This is a genomic window from Nocardia sp. NPDC023733, assembly GCF_040639775.1.
Classification (GTDB): Bacteria; Actinomycetota; Actinomycetes; order Mycobacteriales; family Mycobacteriaceae; genus Nocardia; species Nocardia rosealba.
In genome coordinates, this window is record NZ_JBFAAN010000001.1 from 1841230 (window position 1) to 1858917 (window position 17688).

Annotated in this window: 16 protein-coding genes; 6 read left to right on the top strand and 10 right to left on the bottom strand. The window is 65.8% G+C overall.

The genetic code is table 11. The features are described 5' to 3' along the window. Nucleotides 1-93 precede the first annotated feature (93 nt). Nucleotides 94-687, top strand: coding sequence for a TetR/AcrR family transcriptional regulator (locus tag AB0F86_RS08490; RefSeq protein ID WP_181697091.1), 594 nt, complete (start codon nt 94-96; stop codon nt 685-687). Nucleotides 688-896: 209 nt separating this feature from the next. Here AB0F86_RS08490 and AB0F86_RS08495 read toward each other — a convergent pair whose 3' ends face one another. The 3 genes from AB0F86_RS08495 to AB0F86_RS08505 all read right to left on the bottom strand — a co-directional run bounded on the left by AB0F86_RS08495 (nt 897) and on the right by AB0F86_RS08505 (nt 4270). Further along, nucleotides 897-1193 carry an MmcQ/YjbR family DNA-binding protein gene (locus AB0F86_RS08495; RefSeq protein WP_356982955.1) on the bottom strand — a complete coding sequence of 99 codons (297 nt, stop codon included), beginning with the start codon at nt 1191-1193 and terminating at the stop codon, nt 897-899. Then, nucleotides 1190-2881, bottom strand: coding sequence for a dihydroxy-acid dehydratase (ilvD, locus tag AB0F86_RS08500; RefSeq protein WP_181697089.1), 1692 nt, complete (start codon nt 2879-2881; stop codon nt 1190-1192). The genes AB0F86_RS08495 and ilvD overlap by 4 nt, the downstream gene beginning before the upstream one ends. Nucleotides 2882-2959: 78 nt before the next feature. After that, the gene (locus AB0F86_RS08505) at nt 2960-4270 is read right to left on the bottom strand and encodes a TerD family protein (protein WP_356982957.1); all 1311 of its coding nucleotides are present in this window, start codon (nt 4268-4270) and stop codon (nt 2960-2962) included. A gap of 176 nt (nt 4271-4446) precedes the next feature. Between AB0F86_RS08505 and AB0F86_RS08510 the strand changes: the two genes are divergently transcribed. After that, nucleotides 4447-5328 (top strand): glucosyl-3-phosphoglycerate synthase, encoded by an 882-nt coding sequence (locus AB0F86_RS08510; RefSeq protein ID WP_356982959.1) that lies wholly within the window; start codon nt 4447-4449, stop codon nt 5326-5328. Between the two features lie 50 nt (nt 5329-5378). Here the strand turns inward: AB0F86_RS08510 and AB0F86_RS08515 are convergent, their stop codons facing one another. The 5 genes from AB0F86_RS08515 to AB0F86_RS08535 all read right to left on the bottom strand — a co-directional run bounded on the left by AB0F86_RS08515 (nt 5379) and on the right by AB0F86_RS08535 (nt 11568). Continuing rightward, a complete protein-coding gene (locus AB0F86_RS08515) occupies nt 5379-7223 on the bottom strand; it encodes an ATP-binding cassette domain-containing protein (RefSeq protein WP_356982961.1) in 1845 nt (614 codons plus the stop codon). Between the two features lie 9 nt (nt 7224-7232). Then, a complete protein-coding gene (locus AB0F86_RS08520; protein WP_220139164.1) occupies nt 7233-8381 on the bottom strand; it encodes a 3-oxoacyl-[acyl-carrier-protein] synthase III C-terminal domain-containing protein in 1149 nt (382 codons plus the stop codon). Nucleotides 8382-8471: 90 nt separating this feature from the next. Continuing rightward, on the bottom strand, nt 8472-9938 hold the full coding sequence (locus AB0F86_RS08525) for a fatty acid desaturase (RefSeq protein WP_181697086.1): 1467 nt from the start codon (nt 9936-9938) through the stop codon (nt 8472-8474). A 214-nt stretch (nt 9939-10152) separates the two neighbouring features. After that, a complete protein-coding gene (locus AB0F86_RS08530) occupies nt 10153-10944 on the bottom strand; it encodes an LppX_LprAFG lipoprotein (protein WP_181697261.1) in 792 nt (263 codons plus the stop codon). 225 nt (nt 10945-11169) lie between these two features. After that, complete coding sequence (locus AB0F86_RS08535; RefSeq protein ID WP_356982963.1) at nt 11170-11568, bottom strand: hypothetical protein; 399 nt, start codon at nt 11566-11568, stop codon at nt 11170-11172. A gap of 237 nt (nt 11569-11805) precedes the next feature. On the opposite strand from AB0F86_RS08535, the gene AB0F86_RS08540 reads away from it, so the two are divergent. Continuing rightward, complete coding sequence (locus tag AB0F86_RS08540) at nt 11806-12453, top strand: HAD family hydrolase (protein ID WP_356982965.1); 648 nt, start codon at nt 11806-11808, stop codon at nt 12451-12453. Here the strand turns inward: AB0F86_RS08540 and AB0F86_RS08545 are convergent. Further along, nucleotides 12450-13721 carry a hypothetical protein gene (locus AB0F86_RS08545; RefSeq protein WP_356982966.1) on the bottom strand — a complete coding sequence of 424 codons (1272 nt, stop codon included), beginning with the start codon at nt 13719-13721 and terminating at the stop codon, nt 12450-12452. The genes AB0F86_RS08540 and AB0F86_RS08545 overlap by 4 nt on opposite strands. 186 nt (nt 13722-13907) lie before the next feature. Here AB0F86_RS08545 and AB0F86_RS08550 point away from each other — a divergent pair, with 186 nt between their 5' ends. Beyond that, on the top strand, nt 13908-14195 hold the full coding sequence (locus AB0F86_RS08550) for a hypothetical protein (protein WP_356982968.1): 288 nt from the start codon (nt 13908-13910) through the stop codon (nt 14193-14195). A gap of 1040 nt (nt 14196-15235) precedes the next feature. Further along, the gene (locus tag AB0F86_RS08555; RefSeq protein ID WP_356982969.1) at nt 15236-16057 is read left to right on the top strand and encodes an SAM-dependent methyltransferase; all 822 of its coding nucleotides are present in this window, start codon (nt 15236-15238) and stop codon (nt 16055-16057) included. Nucleotides 16058-16180: 123 nt separating this feature from the next. Here the strand turns inward: AB0F86_RS08555 and AB0F86_RS08560 are convergent, their stop codons facing one another. Continuing rightward, nucleotides 16181-16519: a hypothetical protein gene (locus tag AB0F86_RS08560; RefSeq protein WP_356982971.1), complete on the bottom strand. Its 339-nt coding sequence runs from the start codon at nt 16517-16519 to the stop codon at nt 16181-16183. Between the two features lie 548 nt (nt 16520-17067). On the opposite strand from AB0F86_RS08560, the gene AB0F86_RS08565 reads away from it, so the two are divergent. Then, complete coding sequence (locus AB0F86_RS08565) at nt 17068-17478, top strand: DUF4189 domain-containing protein (RefSeq protein ID WP_356982972.1); 411 nt, start codon at nt 17068-17070, stop codon at nt 17476-17478. The last annotated feature ends 210 nt before the right edge of the window (nt 17479-17688 follow it).

The following is a 17688-nucleotide window of genomic DNA, read 5'->3' on the forward strand; positions in this document are numbered from 1 at the left end:
CGTCAATAGAACACCGAGACCGGAGCCTTGTTAGCCACATCACACAGCCCCACCACCGGGCGGAATCCGCCGAGGCGAGATAATGGCCCGGAAATGACCGAAACCATCGAGCCCCGGGGCGACGCCACCCGCGCACGCCTCCTCGAGGCTGCCATCGACGCGTTCGCCGAAAAGGGCTTCAACGGCACGACCACGCGCGATATCGCCTCGGCCGCGGGCATGAGCCCGGCAGCGGTCTATGTGCATCACAAGTCGAAAGAGGAACTGCTCTACGTGATCTCGCGCGCGGGGCACGAGCAGTCACTCGACCTGGTCCGCGCCGCCATCCGGTCCACCGAGGATCCCACGCTCGCCCTGCGCACCGTGGTCCACGATTTCGCGGCACACCATGTGCGCGGCCACACCAGGGCGCGCATCGTGAACTACGAGTTGTCCGCGCTCACCCCCGAGCACTACGCCGAGATCCGGGGCCTGCGCCGACAGATCGATCAGGAGATCCGCGACCTCGTCGAACGCGGCGTGGCGACCGGCGCGTTCGAGGTGCGCGACCCCCGCATGGCCGCGGTCGCCCTGCTCTCGCTCGGTATCGATATCGCCCGCTGGTATCGCGACGGCGGCGACTGGAGCCCCGAAGACATCGCCGAGGGCTACGCGGACATGGCATTGCGCATCGTCGGCGCGCGCTGACACCGACCCGGTTACGGCCGGCCAGCCGACCGCCTGAGCAGCGGGGTCAGAACGGCTCGCTCTGCGCCCGCACACCGCCACGCCATGATCATCGCGGCGCCCACACCCTGGCCAGGAATCCCTTGACGCGCAACGTGAACCACAGGGCGAGGACCGAGGCGATCACGATCGATGCCGCGACGATGCGCAAGCTGATCGCAGGTTTCGGATCAGCCGTGGGCGTCCCATGCGTCACCCAGCATTTCGGCGACGAGTTCGGGCGAGGCGTCCGCCAGCGTCACCTGCACCGCCGCGAGCTTTCTGCCCCACCACGACTCGGCACACCAGGTGGGTGATTCCGCGACCGCCTCACGAATGCCTTCCTCAGGGAGCATCACCCGCAGGTGTTCGTCGTCGGGGAGGGTCGCGAAAATGGTTCGCCTGCGAAACGAGGGGCGACCGTGGTGGTCTCGTTCGGTCGCGCCCTCGAATCCCAGCGCCAGTAGGCGGACCTCGGCCGGCGTCATCCCGTGACGGCTCCGTGTGCCGCCGAGCTGACGAGCTTGCGGTACTTGGCGAGCACACCGGTGGTGTATTTGGGGGCGGCGGGTTGCCAGCCGACCTTGCGGGCGGCGAGGTCGGCCGGGTCGATTTCCACGTCGAGGCGCCGGTTGGCGACATCGAGGACGATCGGGTCGCCGTCGCGGACGAACGCGATCGGACCGCCGTCGACCGCCTCCGGTGCGACGTGCCCGACGCACAAACCCGTTGTGCCGCCGGAGAATCGGCCGTCGGTGAGCAGCAGGACATCCTTGCCGAGGCCCGCGCCCTTGATCGCCCCGGTGATGGCGAGCATTTCGCGCATTCCCGGACCGCCCTTGGGGCCTTCGTTGCGGATGACCACCACATCGCCTGCGACGATGCTGCCGTTCTCCAGCGCGTCCATCGCGGCGCGTTCCCCGTCGAACACCCTTGCCGTTCCGGCGAATACATCGGAGTCGAAGCCCGCGCTCTTCACCACCGCCCCTTCGGGAGCCAGCGTGCCGTGCAGGATGGTGAGCCCGCCGGATCGGTGGATGGGCCGGTCGAGCGGCCGGATCACGTCGCCGTCGAGGCCGAGTTCGATGTCGGCGAGGTTCTCGGCCATGGTCTTGCCGGTGACGGTCATGACGTCGCCGTGCAGCAGGCCCGCGTCGAGCAGTGCCTTCATCACGACGGGGATCCCGCCGACCCGGTCCACATCGGTCATCACGTAGCGGCCGAACGGTTTCAGGTCGGCCAGATGCGGCACCTTGTCGCCGACCCGATTGAAGTCGGCGAGGGTGAGGTCCACTCCGGCCTCGCGGGCGATCGCCAGCAGGTGCAGCACCGCGTTGGTCGATCCGCCGAGTGCCATGACCACGGTGATGGCGTTCTCGAAGGCAGGCTTGGTCATGATGTCGCGCGCGGTGATCCCCTTGCGCAGCAGCTCGACGACGGCCTCCCCGGATCGGTGCGCGTAGACGTCGCGCCGGCGGTCGGGGGCCGGCGGCGCCGCCGACCCGGGCAGGCTCATGCCGAGCGCTTCGGCTGCCGAGGCCATCGTGTTGGCGGTGTACATGCCGCCGCACGCCCCTTCGCCCGGACAGATCGCGCGCTCGATGCGGTCGACCTCTTCGCGGCTGATGAGTCCCTTGATGCAGGCGCCGACGGCTTCGAAGGCGTCGATGATGGTGACGTCCTTGCCGTCGAGATTGCCCGGCAGCGTCGATCCCGCGTAGAGGAACACGCTGGCCAGGTCGAGCCGGGCGGCCGCCATCAGCATGCCGGGCAGGCTCTTGTCGCACCCGGCGAGCAGCACCGACCCGTCGAGGCGCTCGGCCATCATGACCGTCTCGACGGAGTCCGCGATGATCTCGCGGCTGACCAGCGAGAAGTGCATGCCCTCATGCCCCATCGAGATACCGTCGGACACCGAGATGGTCCCGAATTCGAGCGGGTACCCGCCGCCCGCGTGCACGCCTTCCTTCACGGCGTCGGCCAGCCGGTCGAGCGACAGGTTGCACGGGGTGATCTCGTTCCAGCTCGACGCCACCCCGATCTGGGGCTTCACCCAGTCCTCGTCCCCCATGCCGACCGCGCGGAGCATGCCGCGGGCGGCGGTCTTCTCGAGCCCGTCGGTGACATCGCGTGAGCGGGGCTTGATATCGAACGATGAATCGGTGTCGGATGCCATGGCCCAAGCCTACGACTCACCAGCGAAAACGCCGACGCCCCGCCCGCGTGGCAATCTCCGGCGGAACTACCGGACAGGTCAGCGCGGTGCGGGGCACTGACCTTCGTAGCGGCTGAGGCCGAGGCCGTTGCTGGATTTGCTGCGACCGACGGGGCCGTTCTTGGCGGCACGGACCCAGGTGCCCTCGGTGTCGAGGACGGGCATGCGTTCGCTGAAAGCCCGGCTGTACCTGGTGGTTCCGTCGACGGTGAGGATGCCGTCGCGGACGTCGATGTGGGCGACGGTCGCCCAGAAGGAGTTCTTGCCGTTGCCGATGACGACGGTGATCTGATCCGCGTCGGGACCGGGCAGTCCGTCGGGCCCGGGGCGGCCGTAGCGCACCCGGACACGCGGGCGGCCGAAGGTATCGATGGCACCGGCACCGTTGTCGACGGACTGGTACACGTTGAGCAGCAGGTCACCGTTCTCGGTGGGACGGACGACCACCTGTTCGGTGGCGGGCAGGCCACCGGCCCCGGGGCCCCGGCTGTCGCCCTGGTGGTGGATGTGCGGCCAGATGTTCAGATCGCCCTGGTGCCCCTTCTCACCGCTGACCACGACATAGTCGCCGGTGAGTTCGTTGCGGCAGAAGAAGTACACGTCCAGGTCGCCGGTGCCGAACTCGGTCGGCTTGCCGTTGCTGTCGTATTTCGCGCCGCGCCCGTCCCATTCGAGGCCGACGGTGAGCACATGGCCCGCACCGCCTTTGCGGAGATCGATGGTGGCCCGCTTGTCCGGCGAATCCTTGGTGAGCACCACATCGACTTTGCGCAGATCGATGGTCGGGTTCTGCTGCGCCGCAACGGGTTGCGGTGAGGTAAGCGCAGGCGCGGAATCCTCCACCGCCTCCTCGTCGACCGTGATTCCGTGCTCGGTCGCGAAGGCCGCGAGACCCGCGCTGTAGCCCTGGCCGATCGCGTCCAGCCGCCACCCGCTCCCCCGCCGGTACAGTGCGACCGCCTGCAGGACGGTCTCGGAATCGAGCCCGGCTGGCGTGAAGCTCAACCCCTGCCCGCTACCGTTCACCGCCACCCGCAGCCCCGCCACCTCACCGAACCGGATACCCTGCGCCTCGGTACTTCCCGCGATGACCACCCGGTGGATCTCGGCCGGAATCGTCGAAAGATCGACGGAGACAACGGCATCCGATTCGAGCTGGACACCGGGAGCGGACGGGTTGTTGAAGAAGACGAAGTCGGCGTCGGTGCGCACCTTCCCGTCGGCGGTCACCAGGACCGCGGACACGTCGACCGCACCCGCGGGGCCGTCGAGATCCAGGCGAACGGTGTAGCGTCCGTCGGTGAGATCGGTCTTCGATCCCTTCGCCACTTCGACCATCGTCGCACTCATGACGTCCGCTCCTCCACTCGCCGGTCGTCGCCGTCGACGGCGAACAGTCCAACCGTACCGGTCCGCGACTCCGCGCTGTCCGTTTCACCAGCGACCCCGACCTCGCCGTTGGCTCCGGTCACAAGATGTCACCGCATCGCTGGCAGGCGCGCGGTCGCTGACGTTCACTGATCGATATGGACGTCCGTGAGCTCATCGACCGCAAGTCGGGTCGCCGGGTCTCGGTGGTTGTCCCCGCCCTGGACGACGAGGACACCGTGGCCGGGGTCGTGGCGTCGGTGCGTCCGTTGCTCGGTGGTCTGATCGACGAACTGATCGTGCTCGACGCCGGCTCGACCGATCACACCGTCGCCCGGGCGAGGGCGGCGAGCGCGGCCACCTACACCCTCGAGGAGGCGATGCCGGGAGTGCCGCCCAGGCCCGGCAAAGGCGAGGTGGTGTGGCGCTCGCTCGCGGTGGCGACCGGCGATCTGCTGGTCTACCTCGACGCTGACCTCGTGGCACCTGATCCGCTGTTCGTGCCCGCCCTACTGACTCCCCTGCTCACCGAACCCGGCATCGCGCTGGTGAAGGGCTTCTACCGGCGGCCGATCACCACCGGCGCGCAGCTGGACGCCGACGGCGGCGGCCGCGTCACCCAGCTGGTCGCGCGACCGCTGCTCACCGCGCTGGCACCTGCACTGGCCGAAATCGTGCAACCCCTGGGCGGCGAATACGCCGTCACCCGGGCCTTCCTCGGCGATGTGCCCCTCGCGGGTGGATACGGCGCCGAGATCGGGATCCTGCTCGACTGCTGGCAGCGCCACGGTCTGTCCGCCATCGCCCAGGTCGACCTCGGCATCCGTGTGCACCGCAACCGCCCGACCCACGAACTGGCGGTGATGAGCCGTCAGGTGGTCGCCACCCTCCTCGACCGCCTCGGTATCCGCGACTCCGGCATCGGCCTGGTCCAGTTCCTGCCGAGCGAAACCGGCTGGCGCCGAACACCTTCGGAGGTCAGCCTGGTCGACCGCCCGCCCATGCGACGGGTCGTCACCGCGCACCGCGAGATCGCCTGAGCCCGGACACACCTGTGCCCCGGTCGGCGAACCGACCGGGGCACGGGCGATTACGCCGCGACCAACCCGAAGTCGAGCTTCACCAGCTGATCGGCACAGTCGAAGTACCGGTCGTCGTGGGTGATCACGATGACGGTCTTCCCGCGCCGCTTCAGATCGGTGAGGATCTCGCGGTAGAACACCTCACGGAACCTCGGTTCCTGATCGGCGGCCCACTCGTCGAACACGTAGATCTGCCGGTCCTCGAGCAGCGCGGTGAGCAGCGCCAGGCGTTTGCGCTGCCCCTGCGACAGGTCGACGGTCGACAGGCGCCCGCCCTCCACACTCACCTTGTGCGCGATCTGCAGCTCCTCGAGATACCGCCGCACCTCGGCGTCGATTCCCGGCCGGTCGAAGCCCAGGTAGTCCTCGAACAGGTGGAAATCGGTGAACACCGCCGACGAGTTCTGCCGGAACCATTCGATGTTGTCGTGGTCGATCCTCTCCCCGTTGAGCGACAACGACCCCGTGCGCGGCACATACAGACCGGTGATGATCTTGGCCAGCGTCGACTTCCCGCTGCCGTTACCGCCGACGACGAAGGTGATCTGGCCCGGCTCGAAGACCAGGTCGATCGGCCCGAGCCGGAACCCGCCCTCGCCGGACTCGTCGAGCCCGGGCGGCGGCCCCAAGGGCACCGGCCGCACATCGGTGGCGCCGTGGTCGACCCAGTTCTTGCCGTTCACATCGGGACCGGCCGAGGGCCGCGCGCCGGGATGCGCCGGATGCGGACCACCGGGATGCCCGTTGCCCCCGCGCGGCGGAACACCGGGACGCGGCGGATGCGCCGGCATCCCGCCCGGGTGTGTGCCGGGCGGCGGTGGCACCGGCGACGGCGCCTCGGAGCGGTACACGTAGGTCACGTCCGACAGTTCGAGCTTGGCCTGTCCCACCGGCGGACGCTCGACGTAGGGCAGTTCGTCCTCGTTGTGCATCGTCGTCATCGACAGGTTCATCGCCCGGATCTTGGCCAGCGCCACGTCACCGCGCAGCAGATCGGGAATGCGGTGCATGAAGTTCTGCATCGGCATCGCCAGGAACGTGGTCACCAGCACGTACCCGAACATCGTCTCGCGCGGCAGGTCGAGCGCCGCGGCGAGGACGAACAGGATCAGCGCCATCGTCGCCAGCTGCAACGCCTGACCGAAACCCTGTGCGTAGGAGAACTTCGACCCGGCGTCGGTGTTCTGATCACGCAAGGTGCCCGCCGAACCGAGCAGATGCCGGTCCATGAAATCGCGACGGCGACCACGGTGCAGCTTGAGTTCCTTGATGCCGAGCGTCACCGCCTGGAAAGAGCGCAGCAGCGCGTCCTCGTTCTCCCGAGCCTCACGGTAGATCCCGCGCACCCGCTTGAGAACCATTTCGACACAGGCGATCCCGACCAGCGTACCGGCCACGGTGACCGCGAAGATCGGTCCCGACACCACTGCCAGGAACACGAAGCAACCCACGATGGTCGCCACGTCGACGCAGATCGCCGGAATGGCGGTGACCGCCTGCGACAGCGAACGCACGTCCTCGGTGAGCGTCGCCATCAGGCGATGCATGCCGAGCCGTTCCAGGTGCTCCAATGGAGCGGCGACGATCCCGGAACTCAGATCGCTGCGCAACCGGTAGATGGCGTCCTGCGACAGCCGGATCAACAGCACCTGCGACAGCACGCCGCTGACCAGGATCACCAGACCGGTCAGCACGAATCGGGCGATCAGGTCGTCCGGCGGCGGTTTCGGCGAGACCGCCGCGTTGATCAACGTCACCAGATAGGTGTTGGCGACGCCGCAGATCAGGCCCGCGACCACCACGGCCGCGATCCTGGCCGGCGACAGCGCGGCGAGAAAACGGAGCAATTGCATGATGGACTCTCAGCTGCGGATGACATCGAACACGATGCCCTCGAGGGTGACACCGGGCGCGAACGAGAACGCCACCCCGGTGGAAATCGGTGCCGCCGAATCGGATTCGCGGATCATGCGTTCGAGCACGAAGATCAGCGACACACTCAGCATGTTGCCGTGCTCGGCGAGCACCGCCCAGCTCGGCGCGGCCGACTCCGGCGCGATACCCAACGACCGGGCCGACTCCTCGATGATGCGCGGACCACCGGGGTGGATCGCCCACAGCTCGACATCGGCCTTGCCGAGACCATTGCGCGCCAGCACCTGCGTCACCACCGGGTCGACACCGCGGTAGATGTAGTCGGGCAGGCTCGCCGCGAGCTCGCAGGTGATGCCCGCGTCCTTCACCCCGAGCACGATGCCGTCCTCGGCGTCGTCGAAGAGGTGGCTGAAGCTGTCGCGGATCACGACACTGCCGGGCGCCAGCGGCTGATGCACCTGATTGGCGCCGATCACCACCGCACCGCACCCGTCGCCGAAGAGGCTGTGGGTGATCACATCGTTGACGTCGTCGTCGAAAACCGCGTTGACCGAACTCAATTCGATGCACAGCACCATCGACTTCTTGTCCGGATGGGCTCGCACGAAGTCGACGGCGGTCCGGATGCCGTTCATCGCGGCGGCGCAACCCATGAAGTTCACGATCATCCGGTTGACCGTCGGCGAGAGGCCGAGTTCCTTGACGACCGCGACGTCCACACCCGGGGCGATGAATCCGGTGCTGGTCACGAAGATCAGCTGACCGATGTCCTCGGCCGGGTTCGCCAAGCCGGCCACGGCGCGGCGCGCCACGTCGACCGCCAGCGGGGCCGCGTGCTCGAAGAACAGATTCATCCGCTCCCGGATGGTGCCGGGGCGCCTGCTGAACTCGAGGAAATCGGGAGCGAGTGGATCGATCGCCAGATGTCGGGTGTCGATCCTCGTCTTCTCGTAGATCCGTGGAATGCGCTGCCGCTGAACGGGATCGGAGAACAGTTCCGCCACGCGTCCGGCGTTGACAGCCTGCTCGATCACTCGCTGCGGCGAGCCCGTCGCCACGGCCTCGATCACACCGACGGTGGTGGGCGGCGTCGGAGGTAGCAGATCGTGCCCGCGATCGACGTCGGCCGTCTTCAGCGGACCGTGTGGTCGACGCACACCTTCATCAATGGAAACAGACACGGGCACAATTCCTTTCGAGACAGAGAAGACGTGGCAGCGGCCGGGTCAGACGGTTCCGATGCCGGTGAAGCCCTGCACCGTGTAGGTGACGCAGGTCTTCAGCGCTGTGGGTGCGCAGTGTTCACGCACCAGTCCCCACCGGTTCTGCTTGGCCTCGTCCGAGGGCGCGAGCAGATAGGTCCGGCACAGCTTGGGAAGTCGATCACCGAAGAAGCTCTTCGCGGGCAGCCACTGCACCCCGAATTTCGCGGCTTCCTCACGCACCACGTCCTCGGTGGCGATATTGGCGAAACCGCTGCGCTGGAACGGAAGAACGTGATGGACGCGGTGCGAGCTCAAGCCCGCCGACAGGAAGCAGTCGACGTACTTGTTGCCCACCACGGTCAGGTCGTAGGCCTGTTCGAGCTGGTTGACACCCCAGTCCTCGGTCTCGGTGTGCAGTTCCTCGGTCGGCACCTCGAAGTCGTGGCTCGCGACCACCATGAAGGTGCTGATCCACAGGGTGATCACGAATTGCAGTGTCCAGGCGAGCAGGTCGCCCGCGACGGCGAAGGCCACGAACTCGGCGACCAGCAGGAACCGCATGCCGAACGACCCGATGAAGTGCGGCAGCGCACCACGCCAGGTGCCGTACATGTCCTTGATGCCCACCTTGCGGGTGAGCCGGCAGACATCGAGCAGGCGAATGATCATGCCCGTCAACAGATGCCCGAATTTGTGCACGGTGTGGATCGGCACCCGGTACAGGCGCGGGACCTGCATCATCATGGTGAAGACGTTCTTCTTGATGTCGACTTCACTCTGGGTGTGCGGGTGGTGCAGCAGGGCGTGGCCGTCGGCGGTGACGAAAGACAGTGCGACATAGTTCATGTCGAAGGCGTTCACCGCGTACTTGTTCCAGCCCTTCTGCGCGCGGTGGATCGCGTAGTGGCCGAAGCCGGCCAGCGAACTGCGCAGCAGCACCATCGCGATCACGAAGACCGGCAACGGCATCCAGCTGGTGTCGTAGAGCCGCAGGCCCTGCACCGCGATGTAGGCGAAGATCAGGAACGCGACGACGATGTCGAACGCGCGGTCCATGCGCTTCAACCGCGCGGCCAGCTCCGGTTCCTTGATCCGGGCCTTCACCGCGTGCAGCAGGTCGTTCTTGTCGTCGAACTTGTACTTCGGGGTGTCGTCCCAGCTGTTGAAGCCCTCTTTGAAGAGGAAGTCCGGGGCGTTGTTCTTCGGATGGATGTCCTCGGGCGTGGCATTACGATTGAGGCTGTAACGCTCGATCATTCGCGCGATTTTTTCCGGATCACGATGGTAGGAACCGATGATCGAGGTGATGTCGCGGTTTTTCGTGCGGCCGATGAAGAATTCACCGCCCGGATGCTTGGAGATCCACTCGCTCAGGTCGTAGGCTTTGCCGTTATACACCCACACGTTATTGACGGGCGGTCGCCCTCCGGGGCCGGGTGGTGGCGGGAGCTCGCGCTCCTGTTCATCAGGTCGATCATCGATCGTCATCAGTGCTTCCTTCGTGTCCGAACGGCGGTCGATGCGTGTGCCTGCCGACCAGCGTCCCGACACGTATAGTCCTTGCGGCGCCTTGCATCTCGCTGAAAGTTCTCTTATCGAGTGACCCAACGACACACCGGTCCGGGTCGGCGGAGCGGCACGGTGTGCCGGATTCCGCGATCCCGGACCGGTGTGGGCTGTCGGGTGCGTGTGCGGGTGAGGATCAGCCCGCGGGCTTGACGATGTTCACCGGCTTGGCCCAGTTCGACAGGCCGACGGTGACCTCGCCCTGGTCCTTCTTCACCACGGCGCGAACGAGATTGGGGCCCTCACCGGTGGAGGCGGCCTCCGACGGCTTGGTCGAGTCCGAGGCAGGCGGGGCGACGTCCTGGATCCACACGGTGATCGGCATGGTGCCGGCGTTCTGGCCGATGCGGGGCACGATCGGGTCGATCACCGCGGCGTCGATGGTGCCGCTCACCTTGACGGTGTTGATGCCGTCGATGACCTCGCGGGCCTCGGCCTTGGGGTTCTGGATGTTGGCGATCACGTTCGCGATGCCCTTGTCCTTGTCCAGGATGACGCCCGGATCGTAGACCTTCTCGGCCGGACCGGCAGGCACGTAGCGACCGCTGACCTCGGTGTAGAGAACCTTGTCCACCACAAGGAATTTCGCCTCGGTGAACGGGTCCTCGGGCTTGATCTTGACCTTCGCCTCACCCATCGCGGCGCCCGTGCCCTGGGTCTCGTTGGTGACGTCGGCCGAGACGGTTTCCACCGGCAGGTCGGGCAGGTTCTTGACGTCGATGTTCAGGTGGACGGTGCGCAGGGTCTGGGTGGTCTTGGCCGACTCCTTCACGATCTGCGCACCGTCGGGCAGAGCGCCGGTCGGCGGAGCCGCGGTGGTGGTCGAGTCGTCGGTCGAGCAGCCGGTGACGAGGGCGGCGCACAGTGCGGCGGCCGCGACGACCGCGGTCACGGCGGACCGGCGACGCGGGGTGCGGTGCGGTGTGATGTCGATCAAGGTTCATCCCCTGGAGATGGTCGTAATTCGCTTGGTGAGGCAGCCGAAGCTGCCGTCGCCTGCGACATACTAAGCAGACCATCGGACATCTCGCGCTCCCCCGCGGTGATCGTACCCGAGGATTGCATTTTCGTGAGTTATCTAGTTGTGCTAACGATTTCGGGCTCGAACAGCTTCGCTGGAGTGCCAGGCGGCACGCGAATGCCCTGCGAGCTGTTACCGATCAGTTCTCGGCAGAGGTGAGGTGTCGGCGACGGTTTGCTTTCGCTCGCCGGACCCGACGCGACGCGGCATCATCTTCGGCCGGGCACCGCGCGCCGAATCCCCCGACCGCTTGCGCCGCGACGCAGCGAGGTCGATGACATCGGCCTCGTGTGCAGGGCTGCCGTCGGCGCGACGCTGCGGCTCCGCGTCGGCCGACCACGTTCCGGTCTCGGCTTGCAATTCCGCGCGGGTGACCGGGCGGGTGGGCGCGGGGTCGTAGACGGGCGGTGAGTACCAGGGACGACGACGCGGATCATCGAGGTCCTGCGGGCTGTGCCGTGGTCGTCTGGGCAGCCGGACGACTTTCGAGGCCGCGCCCTCGGCACTGGATCTGCCCTCGGTGCCCTTCACATCTACTCTCTTCCGACGCAGCGGCTGTGCTGCGCAGCGAATCGCCTGGCAACCACACAGGTGGTCTCCGCAGCCTACCGCATGCGCGACGCGTCATGGAGGCGCCCTTCGCCGGATTCCTCAATGCCCGGCGGCGACGTATTCGTGAGGTGAATAGACAGCGGCAGCCAGACTTCGTTGGACCTTAGACTGGCGCCGGCACGTCGGCACCGCGCCGAGATTGGAGTAGGAGTTGTGGTGATTCGGGCTGTTGTGTTCGATGTCGGCGAGACCCTGGTGGACGAGACAAGGGAGTATGGCACCTGGGCGGACTGGTTGGGAGTCCCCCGCCATACCTTCGTCTCGGTGTTCGGGGCCGTAATCGCCCAAGGCCTGGACTACCGAGAGACCTTCCAAGTGTTCAAGCCGGGTTTCGATCTCGACCAGCAGCGACAAGCCCGCGCGGATGCGGGTCAGCCGGAGTGGTTCGGCGAGGACGACCTCTACCCGGATGTTCGCCCGGCACTGTCCGCTCTCCGTGCGATGGGTATCTGGGTGGGCATCGTCGGAAACCAGACGGTGCGGGCGGGTGGTCTCCTACGTGGGCTTGACCTGCCAGCCGACTTCATCGCGACCTCAGATGATTGGGGCGTGGCAAAGCCTGATATCGCGTTCTTCGACAAGGTTGTCGAGGTCGCCGGTTGCCCCGCAGAACAGATCATCTACGTTGGCGACCGCATCGACAACGACATCACCCCGGCCACGAAGGTCGGGATGCGGACCGCCTACATTCAGCGCGGGCCGTGGGGCTGGATTCATAAGGACCGCCAGGACGTCAAGGAGCTTTCGGACTGGCGCATTCTCAGCCTGTCCGAACTCCCTGACATCGTGAAGGCTGAAAGCTAGCCGGAGAGCGAGTTGACGGTTGTATGCCAGTCGTACAACCGCTCATCAAGTGCTCGCACCTGTGGTAGCGAGTCCCACTTGCGCAGGTCTTGTCGGACTACCTTGATCCGCTCCAAAGTCGTTGCGTACCAGTGCTCCCCGATTCCGTCCAGTGCATCCTCGAGGAAACGGCATGCTTCTTCCGGCAGCTTCTCCAACACACAAGCGGCTGCGGCGTCAGCAAGATATACCGACCGCTGTTTGACCGATTCCGCGGGAAGTTCGTCCAGGACTTGGCGCAGTGTTGCCAGCGCTTGGCGGCCGTCGCCGGCAGAGACCAAGGTGTTGGCCTTGAAGCCTGCGAGCCGTGTCGGAGAGAACCAGTCCAACCAGGGCGGAGACGGCCGCTCTTGGGGGTCGTGCAGGGCATAGGACTGTTCCGCGTGCCGAATGAGATCGAGAGCCTGACGAGTGTTGCCAAACCTGGTTTCGACCTCGGCTTCGACAGCGTCCAGCCAGGCAGTCAGTTCATGGTTGCCGTTTCCTCGTCGCGCAAATGCCCGCGCCGCGCGAACGCGCTCCCGGGCTTCCTCTGCCCGTTTCGTTTCGCCGGAGAATGCCGGGATAAAGGCCATATGCGCCAGGACTGCGCAGCCGAGAAGGGCGTCAGCCGCTTCGTGCGCCGCCTGCAGCGCCAGGACAAAACTACTCTGAGCTTCATCTGCCTGCTGAAGGTCGAAGAACTCGAGGCGACCCGAAAGCAACGCCGACTCCGATACCGCCTTTGCCAACGCGACGGTTGCCCGGACGTCCACCTGCGGAATGAGTTCTGATCCCAGCAGCGCGTGATGAGCGACGGAGCGGTGCAGCTGCTTCGCTGGCAGCGACCAGTACCACCCACGATGCGCAACCGTGATGGCCACGTAGTTCTTCACGACAGCTGCCGGTAGCTCCGCACCGGTCAAGCCGCGCCTGGACCGCACGGCTTGAATCCGGTTGCCACTCAGCACATCTCCAGAATTTCGCGCCTCTGAACTGTTGCGCCACGGTGGTGAGAATCCGAGCTCTGTGACGGGTCGCTTGAAAAGCGCTTCCAACGCTGCGGCATGTTCTGGATGCGGCCAGGGCGGATCGTCTGACTCCCAGCGTCTTACGGTTCGAGCGGCTACCTCCAGACGGAGACCGATCGTCCGCGCCACTTCGGTCAATGCGTCGGCCAACGCCGCCTGAGAGCGGTATCCCAGAGCCTGCCGTGCCGCGCGAAGCGCCGCGTTCCCATTGTTCGCCATAGCATCCAGCCTAGTCCGCTATCAGGACAATTGACGAGGAGCCTATCCGGATGTGGCCGCTTGGTGTCCGCTTGTTTGTCCTTCTTTGGGCACTTGTCTTCGGTCAACGTTGTTGCCATGAAACCGCGCAGGTCGGGACAGCCGGCTCGCCGCGAAGCGGATACCGCGAAGGATCACGGAGGACCGATGAACGAGCCCGAACCATCGACAGACCACACGCGGATGGCCCCGACTCGTCCGACCAACTTGTCGGCGACGACGACAAGCACCCTCGAGGATGAGGTTATCGACGTTCTCAGGCCGGGCGGGATGTTGACCGCCGACACGATCGCTCACAACCTGAACGCGCCGAAGTGGCGTGTCGTCCGCGTACTGAACACCTTGCGGGACAAAGGGGACGCCTTCCGCAACCGGCGCGGGGAGTGGCAGATTTCGGCCGGGAAACGCCGCCCAGAACGGCAGGTGATCCGATGAGCGGCCTCGCTCCGCCAACTCCCAAGCGTCAGCCGGCTGTGGCCGACCTTGTGGCGTTGCTCGAGGCGATGCGGGAAGCCGGATGGGTCGCTACAGCACCGAGCCCGGTCGAGGGCGCCATGCCAACCGGGGCGATCACCCCGCCCACCGACGCACCGAGTGGTCACTCATGAACCAAATGCACTCTTTCCCATCATCATTCGTTGAAACACCCCGCGCGCGATGCGAGTTCTACCGGCGCGTGTGCTCGCTGCCGACCGTGGTCGACCCCGAGACGGGTCGGATAACGATGCGAGCCGGAATGGTCGGCGCAGTGATGATGCCTGCCGATTTGGCACGACGAGTGAAAACCGCACTCGATATCCGTGGAGTCACACCGTTGCCGATCATCGGCCACCCGCGGGCGGGAATGTGGACATTCCTCGTGCGATCGGATATCCGACCTATCGGCGACCCCGCCGAGGTCGCCCAGCTCTGGACCGCGCGCGTGGTCGTGATCCGTGAAGGTGACATCGCCTTGCCTTCCCCGGTGCCGGACGCACTGGTGGTCCGTACATGGATCTCACCGGCAATCAGCGCCTTCCGGCCGTCCGGAGCGGTTGTGATCGAATGCGCTCGTACGTGCCTACCGGGGCGGCACCCCCGATGAACACCGGCGGCAGGTCGCCACACCCTCATGAGCCCGATATCAGGCTTACGGTCCAGTTCGCCAGTGTACGAATAGATTTCGTGGCTTGCCTGACCGCCGCCTTCGTGTTTGTTCAAGACATCGCCGTCCGCCGGTCTTGCACCGTCGCTGTCGACTCCGGCCGCTGCACCGGACTTCCGCGGCTTCCGAACAAACGCTTGTATCTACTGCCCTGACCTGCACGACCGCACCGAAACACCGACCGATCGAATGGCCTTCGCGCCGCCCCGGTGAGACACACGACACTCACCCGGCTGGCAGCACGAAGGCGGCCCCGGAATCGAATATCCCCGGTAATGCCGCAATCTCCGGGGCCCAAACTTGCCGACCGCGCAGGAGGAAGCGACAACAGGTGAGCACAACAGACCGCCCACAGCGCGTCATGTTGGACCCGTCCAGCCCCAACCGCGCTCGCGTTCACTCCGCCTTGCTCGGCGGTAAGGACTACTACCCCGTCGATGACGTGGTCGCCGAAAAACTTGCGGCCAACAAGATCACGCCCGCGATCACCGAATCCCGCCGATTCGCCCGCCGCGCCGTCACCCATCTCCTGATCCACCACCGGGTCACCCAGTTCGTCGAACTCGGCTGCGGGTTCCCACACACCCCGAATATCCACGACATCGCAGAAGATCACACCAGCAGCGCGCGCACGCTCTACATCGACAACGATCAACTCGCGGCCAACCACGCCCGCGCCCTGATGGCGGGGCACCACGCCCGCACCGCCGAAGTCGACCTCACCGACACTACCGCCGTAGTCGAGGCCATTGCTACAACCTTCGACATGTCGGCACCGATAGCGTTGATACTGTCCGGCACCGCCGAACTCATCGATGACGCACCGTCGATGATCGCGGCGTTGACCCACGCGCTACCGGCCCCGACCTGGCTGGTGCTCACCCACATCACCGCCGACGTTTTCGGCCACGACATCACATCGGCCGCGCAGGCCCTGCGCGCAGTCGGGATCGCTTACCACCCACGTACGCATGACGACATCGCGTCGATGCTCACCGGCTACCACCTACACACACCAGGGTTGGTCGCTCCGCACCGATGGCGACCCGAATCAATCGGATCGGACCGCTACCGTCACGTCAGCGAACCAATGCACCCCGAAGCGTGGGACCTCAGCGCTTACGCCGCCATCGGACAGCAGTGTCGGGCATGAGCCGATCCCGACGCTCGTGAACGCACGGGTCGCGGCAATAGCGGATGGTTCGACGTGCTGCGTGCCTACAGCACCGCCTGACCTACGACGAATTCGGTCTGCGCTCGGCGCCTCCGTGCGCCGTCACCGATCGTCTGAGGACTGGGCTGCGTGTATCGCGGCTGCGACGGATGAAGCATGGAGATCTACCACCACGTCTTCACCGTCTCGGCGGCCGCGTTCGGAGACTGCCAACCCGATCAGGGCCAGCTCCGCAGCGCGGTCTCGTAAAGCGTATTGGTCTGCGGTTTCCTCCCCGATCTCGCCGGTTTCGTCTCGATTCCAGGCGGCCACAGCTGCCTCGGCCAACTCGAGGGGCAAACGAACGGAGACCGGCTGAACCCGAGGGGCGAACCATTCACCGATAGCGGCAAGCACTTTCGAATCGTCGAGGTACCTGGTGTTCGGCTCTTCCTCGGTCATGAATGGGAGCGTATGCAGCTGATCCACAGCGTGTCCAACTTTATCCTTGATCCGCCACCACCTCGGGCTCTCGGCCGCCCATGCTCGCTCATCAGCACTATTGGTCGTTCGCCGGCCGCACTCCCAGCGGCAGAAGAGTGTGTTCGGCAAGGCGACCTCGTCGATGGCCTCCGAAACCTCTTATGCAGCGGCGGAGCTGACGGAAATCCGCAGTGGTCGCCCGGACTCGGTCCAATACATATCGACTGTCGCGTCGGCGTGTACCCGGAGACCGGCAAGGGCCGAGTCTGCCGCAGCCACGGCTCTGACCCGGGCCACTCGTCGTCATCGTTGACCGCGTCCGTCTTTGCGCGAGGCGATGGCCGCCGACGAGGGCGCTCCCGCGGCCAAGGGCGACTAGATCGGTTTCGGCAGATCCATCACGAACACCGCACTGCGTGATGGTCTTTGCGGTGCCCCCAAGACTTGGGTCGATCTCGAGTCCATGCGCTGCGGTATCTTCCAAGCGATCGCCGCACCCTGGTCGGCGCGCAGAGGAAGCACGCCACATGTTCAACAAATCTTTTGCGGTCGCCGCGCTCTCGGTTAGCGCCGCTGCCGTTCTTGCGGCACCCCCCGCCGCCGCCGACCCGGTCAACTGGGGCGCAATTTCCCTCAGCGTGTGGGGCAACGTCTACGCCTTTTCGATCAACCACCCCACGGAAGCCGACGCCATTCGAGCCGCCGACCGAGCGTGCAAGGGTCAAGGCATCATCGACTGCCGGATGATGGTGACGTTCGCGGACGGCTGCGGCGCAGTCGTGACGAGTCCGCTCGCGATCGTCGCAGGGTTCCCGATCGTGGGCTTCGGTAAGGGGGCGACCCCGGGAGAGGCATACGCAGACGCCACCCGCAACCTCCCCACCGGCACCGGAAGTGTCGGCTCGTTCGATCGCGAACATGCCTGCACCCAGCCTTGATCCAGTTCCAGCACGGTCCTCGGCAAGAGCGATACTCGTGTGCTGATGTGCTGTAGCGGTGCAATCCGGCCTGGGCGTCCACTCCTAGCCGGTTCGAACAGCGCGGCACTCTGCATACCGGGCATTTCATTCGGCGATCTCAGCCGACAAACTGGTCGCTAGGCTCCGATCGCTGATCGACACTCTGTTCATGGGAAAGAAGACCGGCCA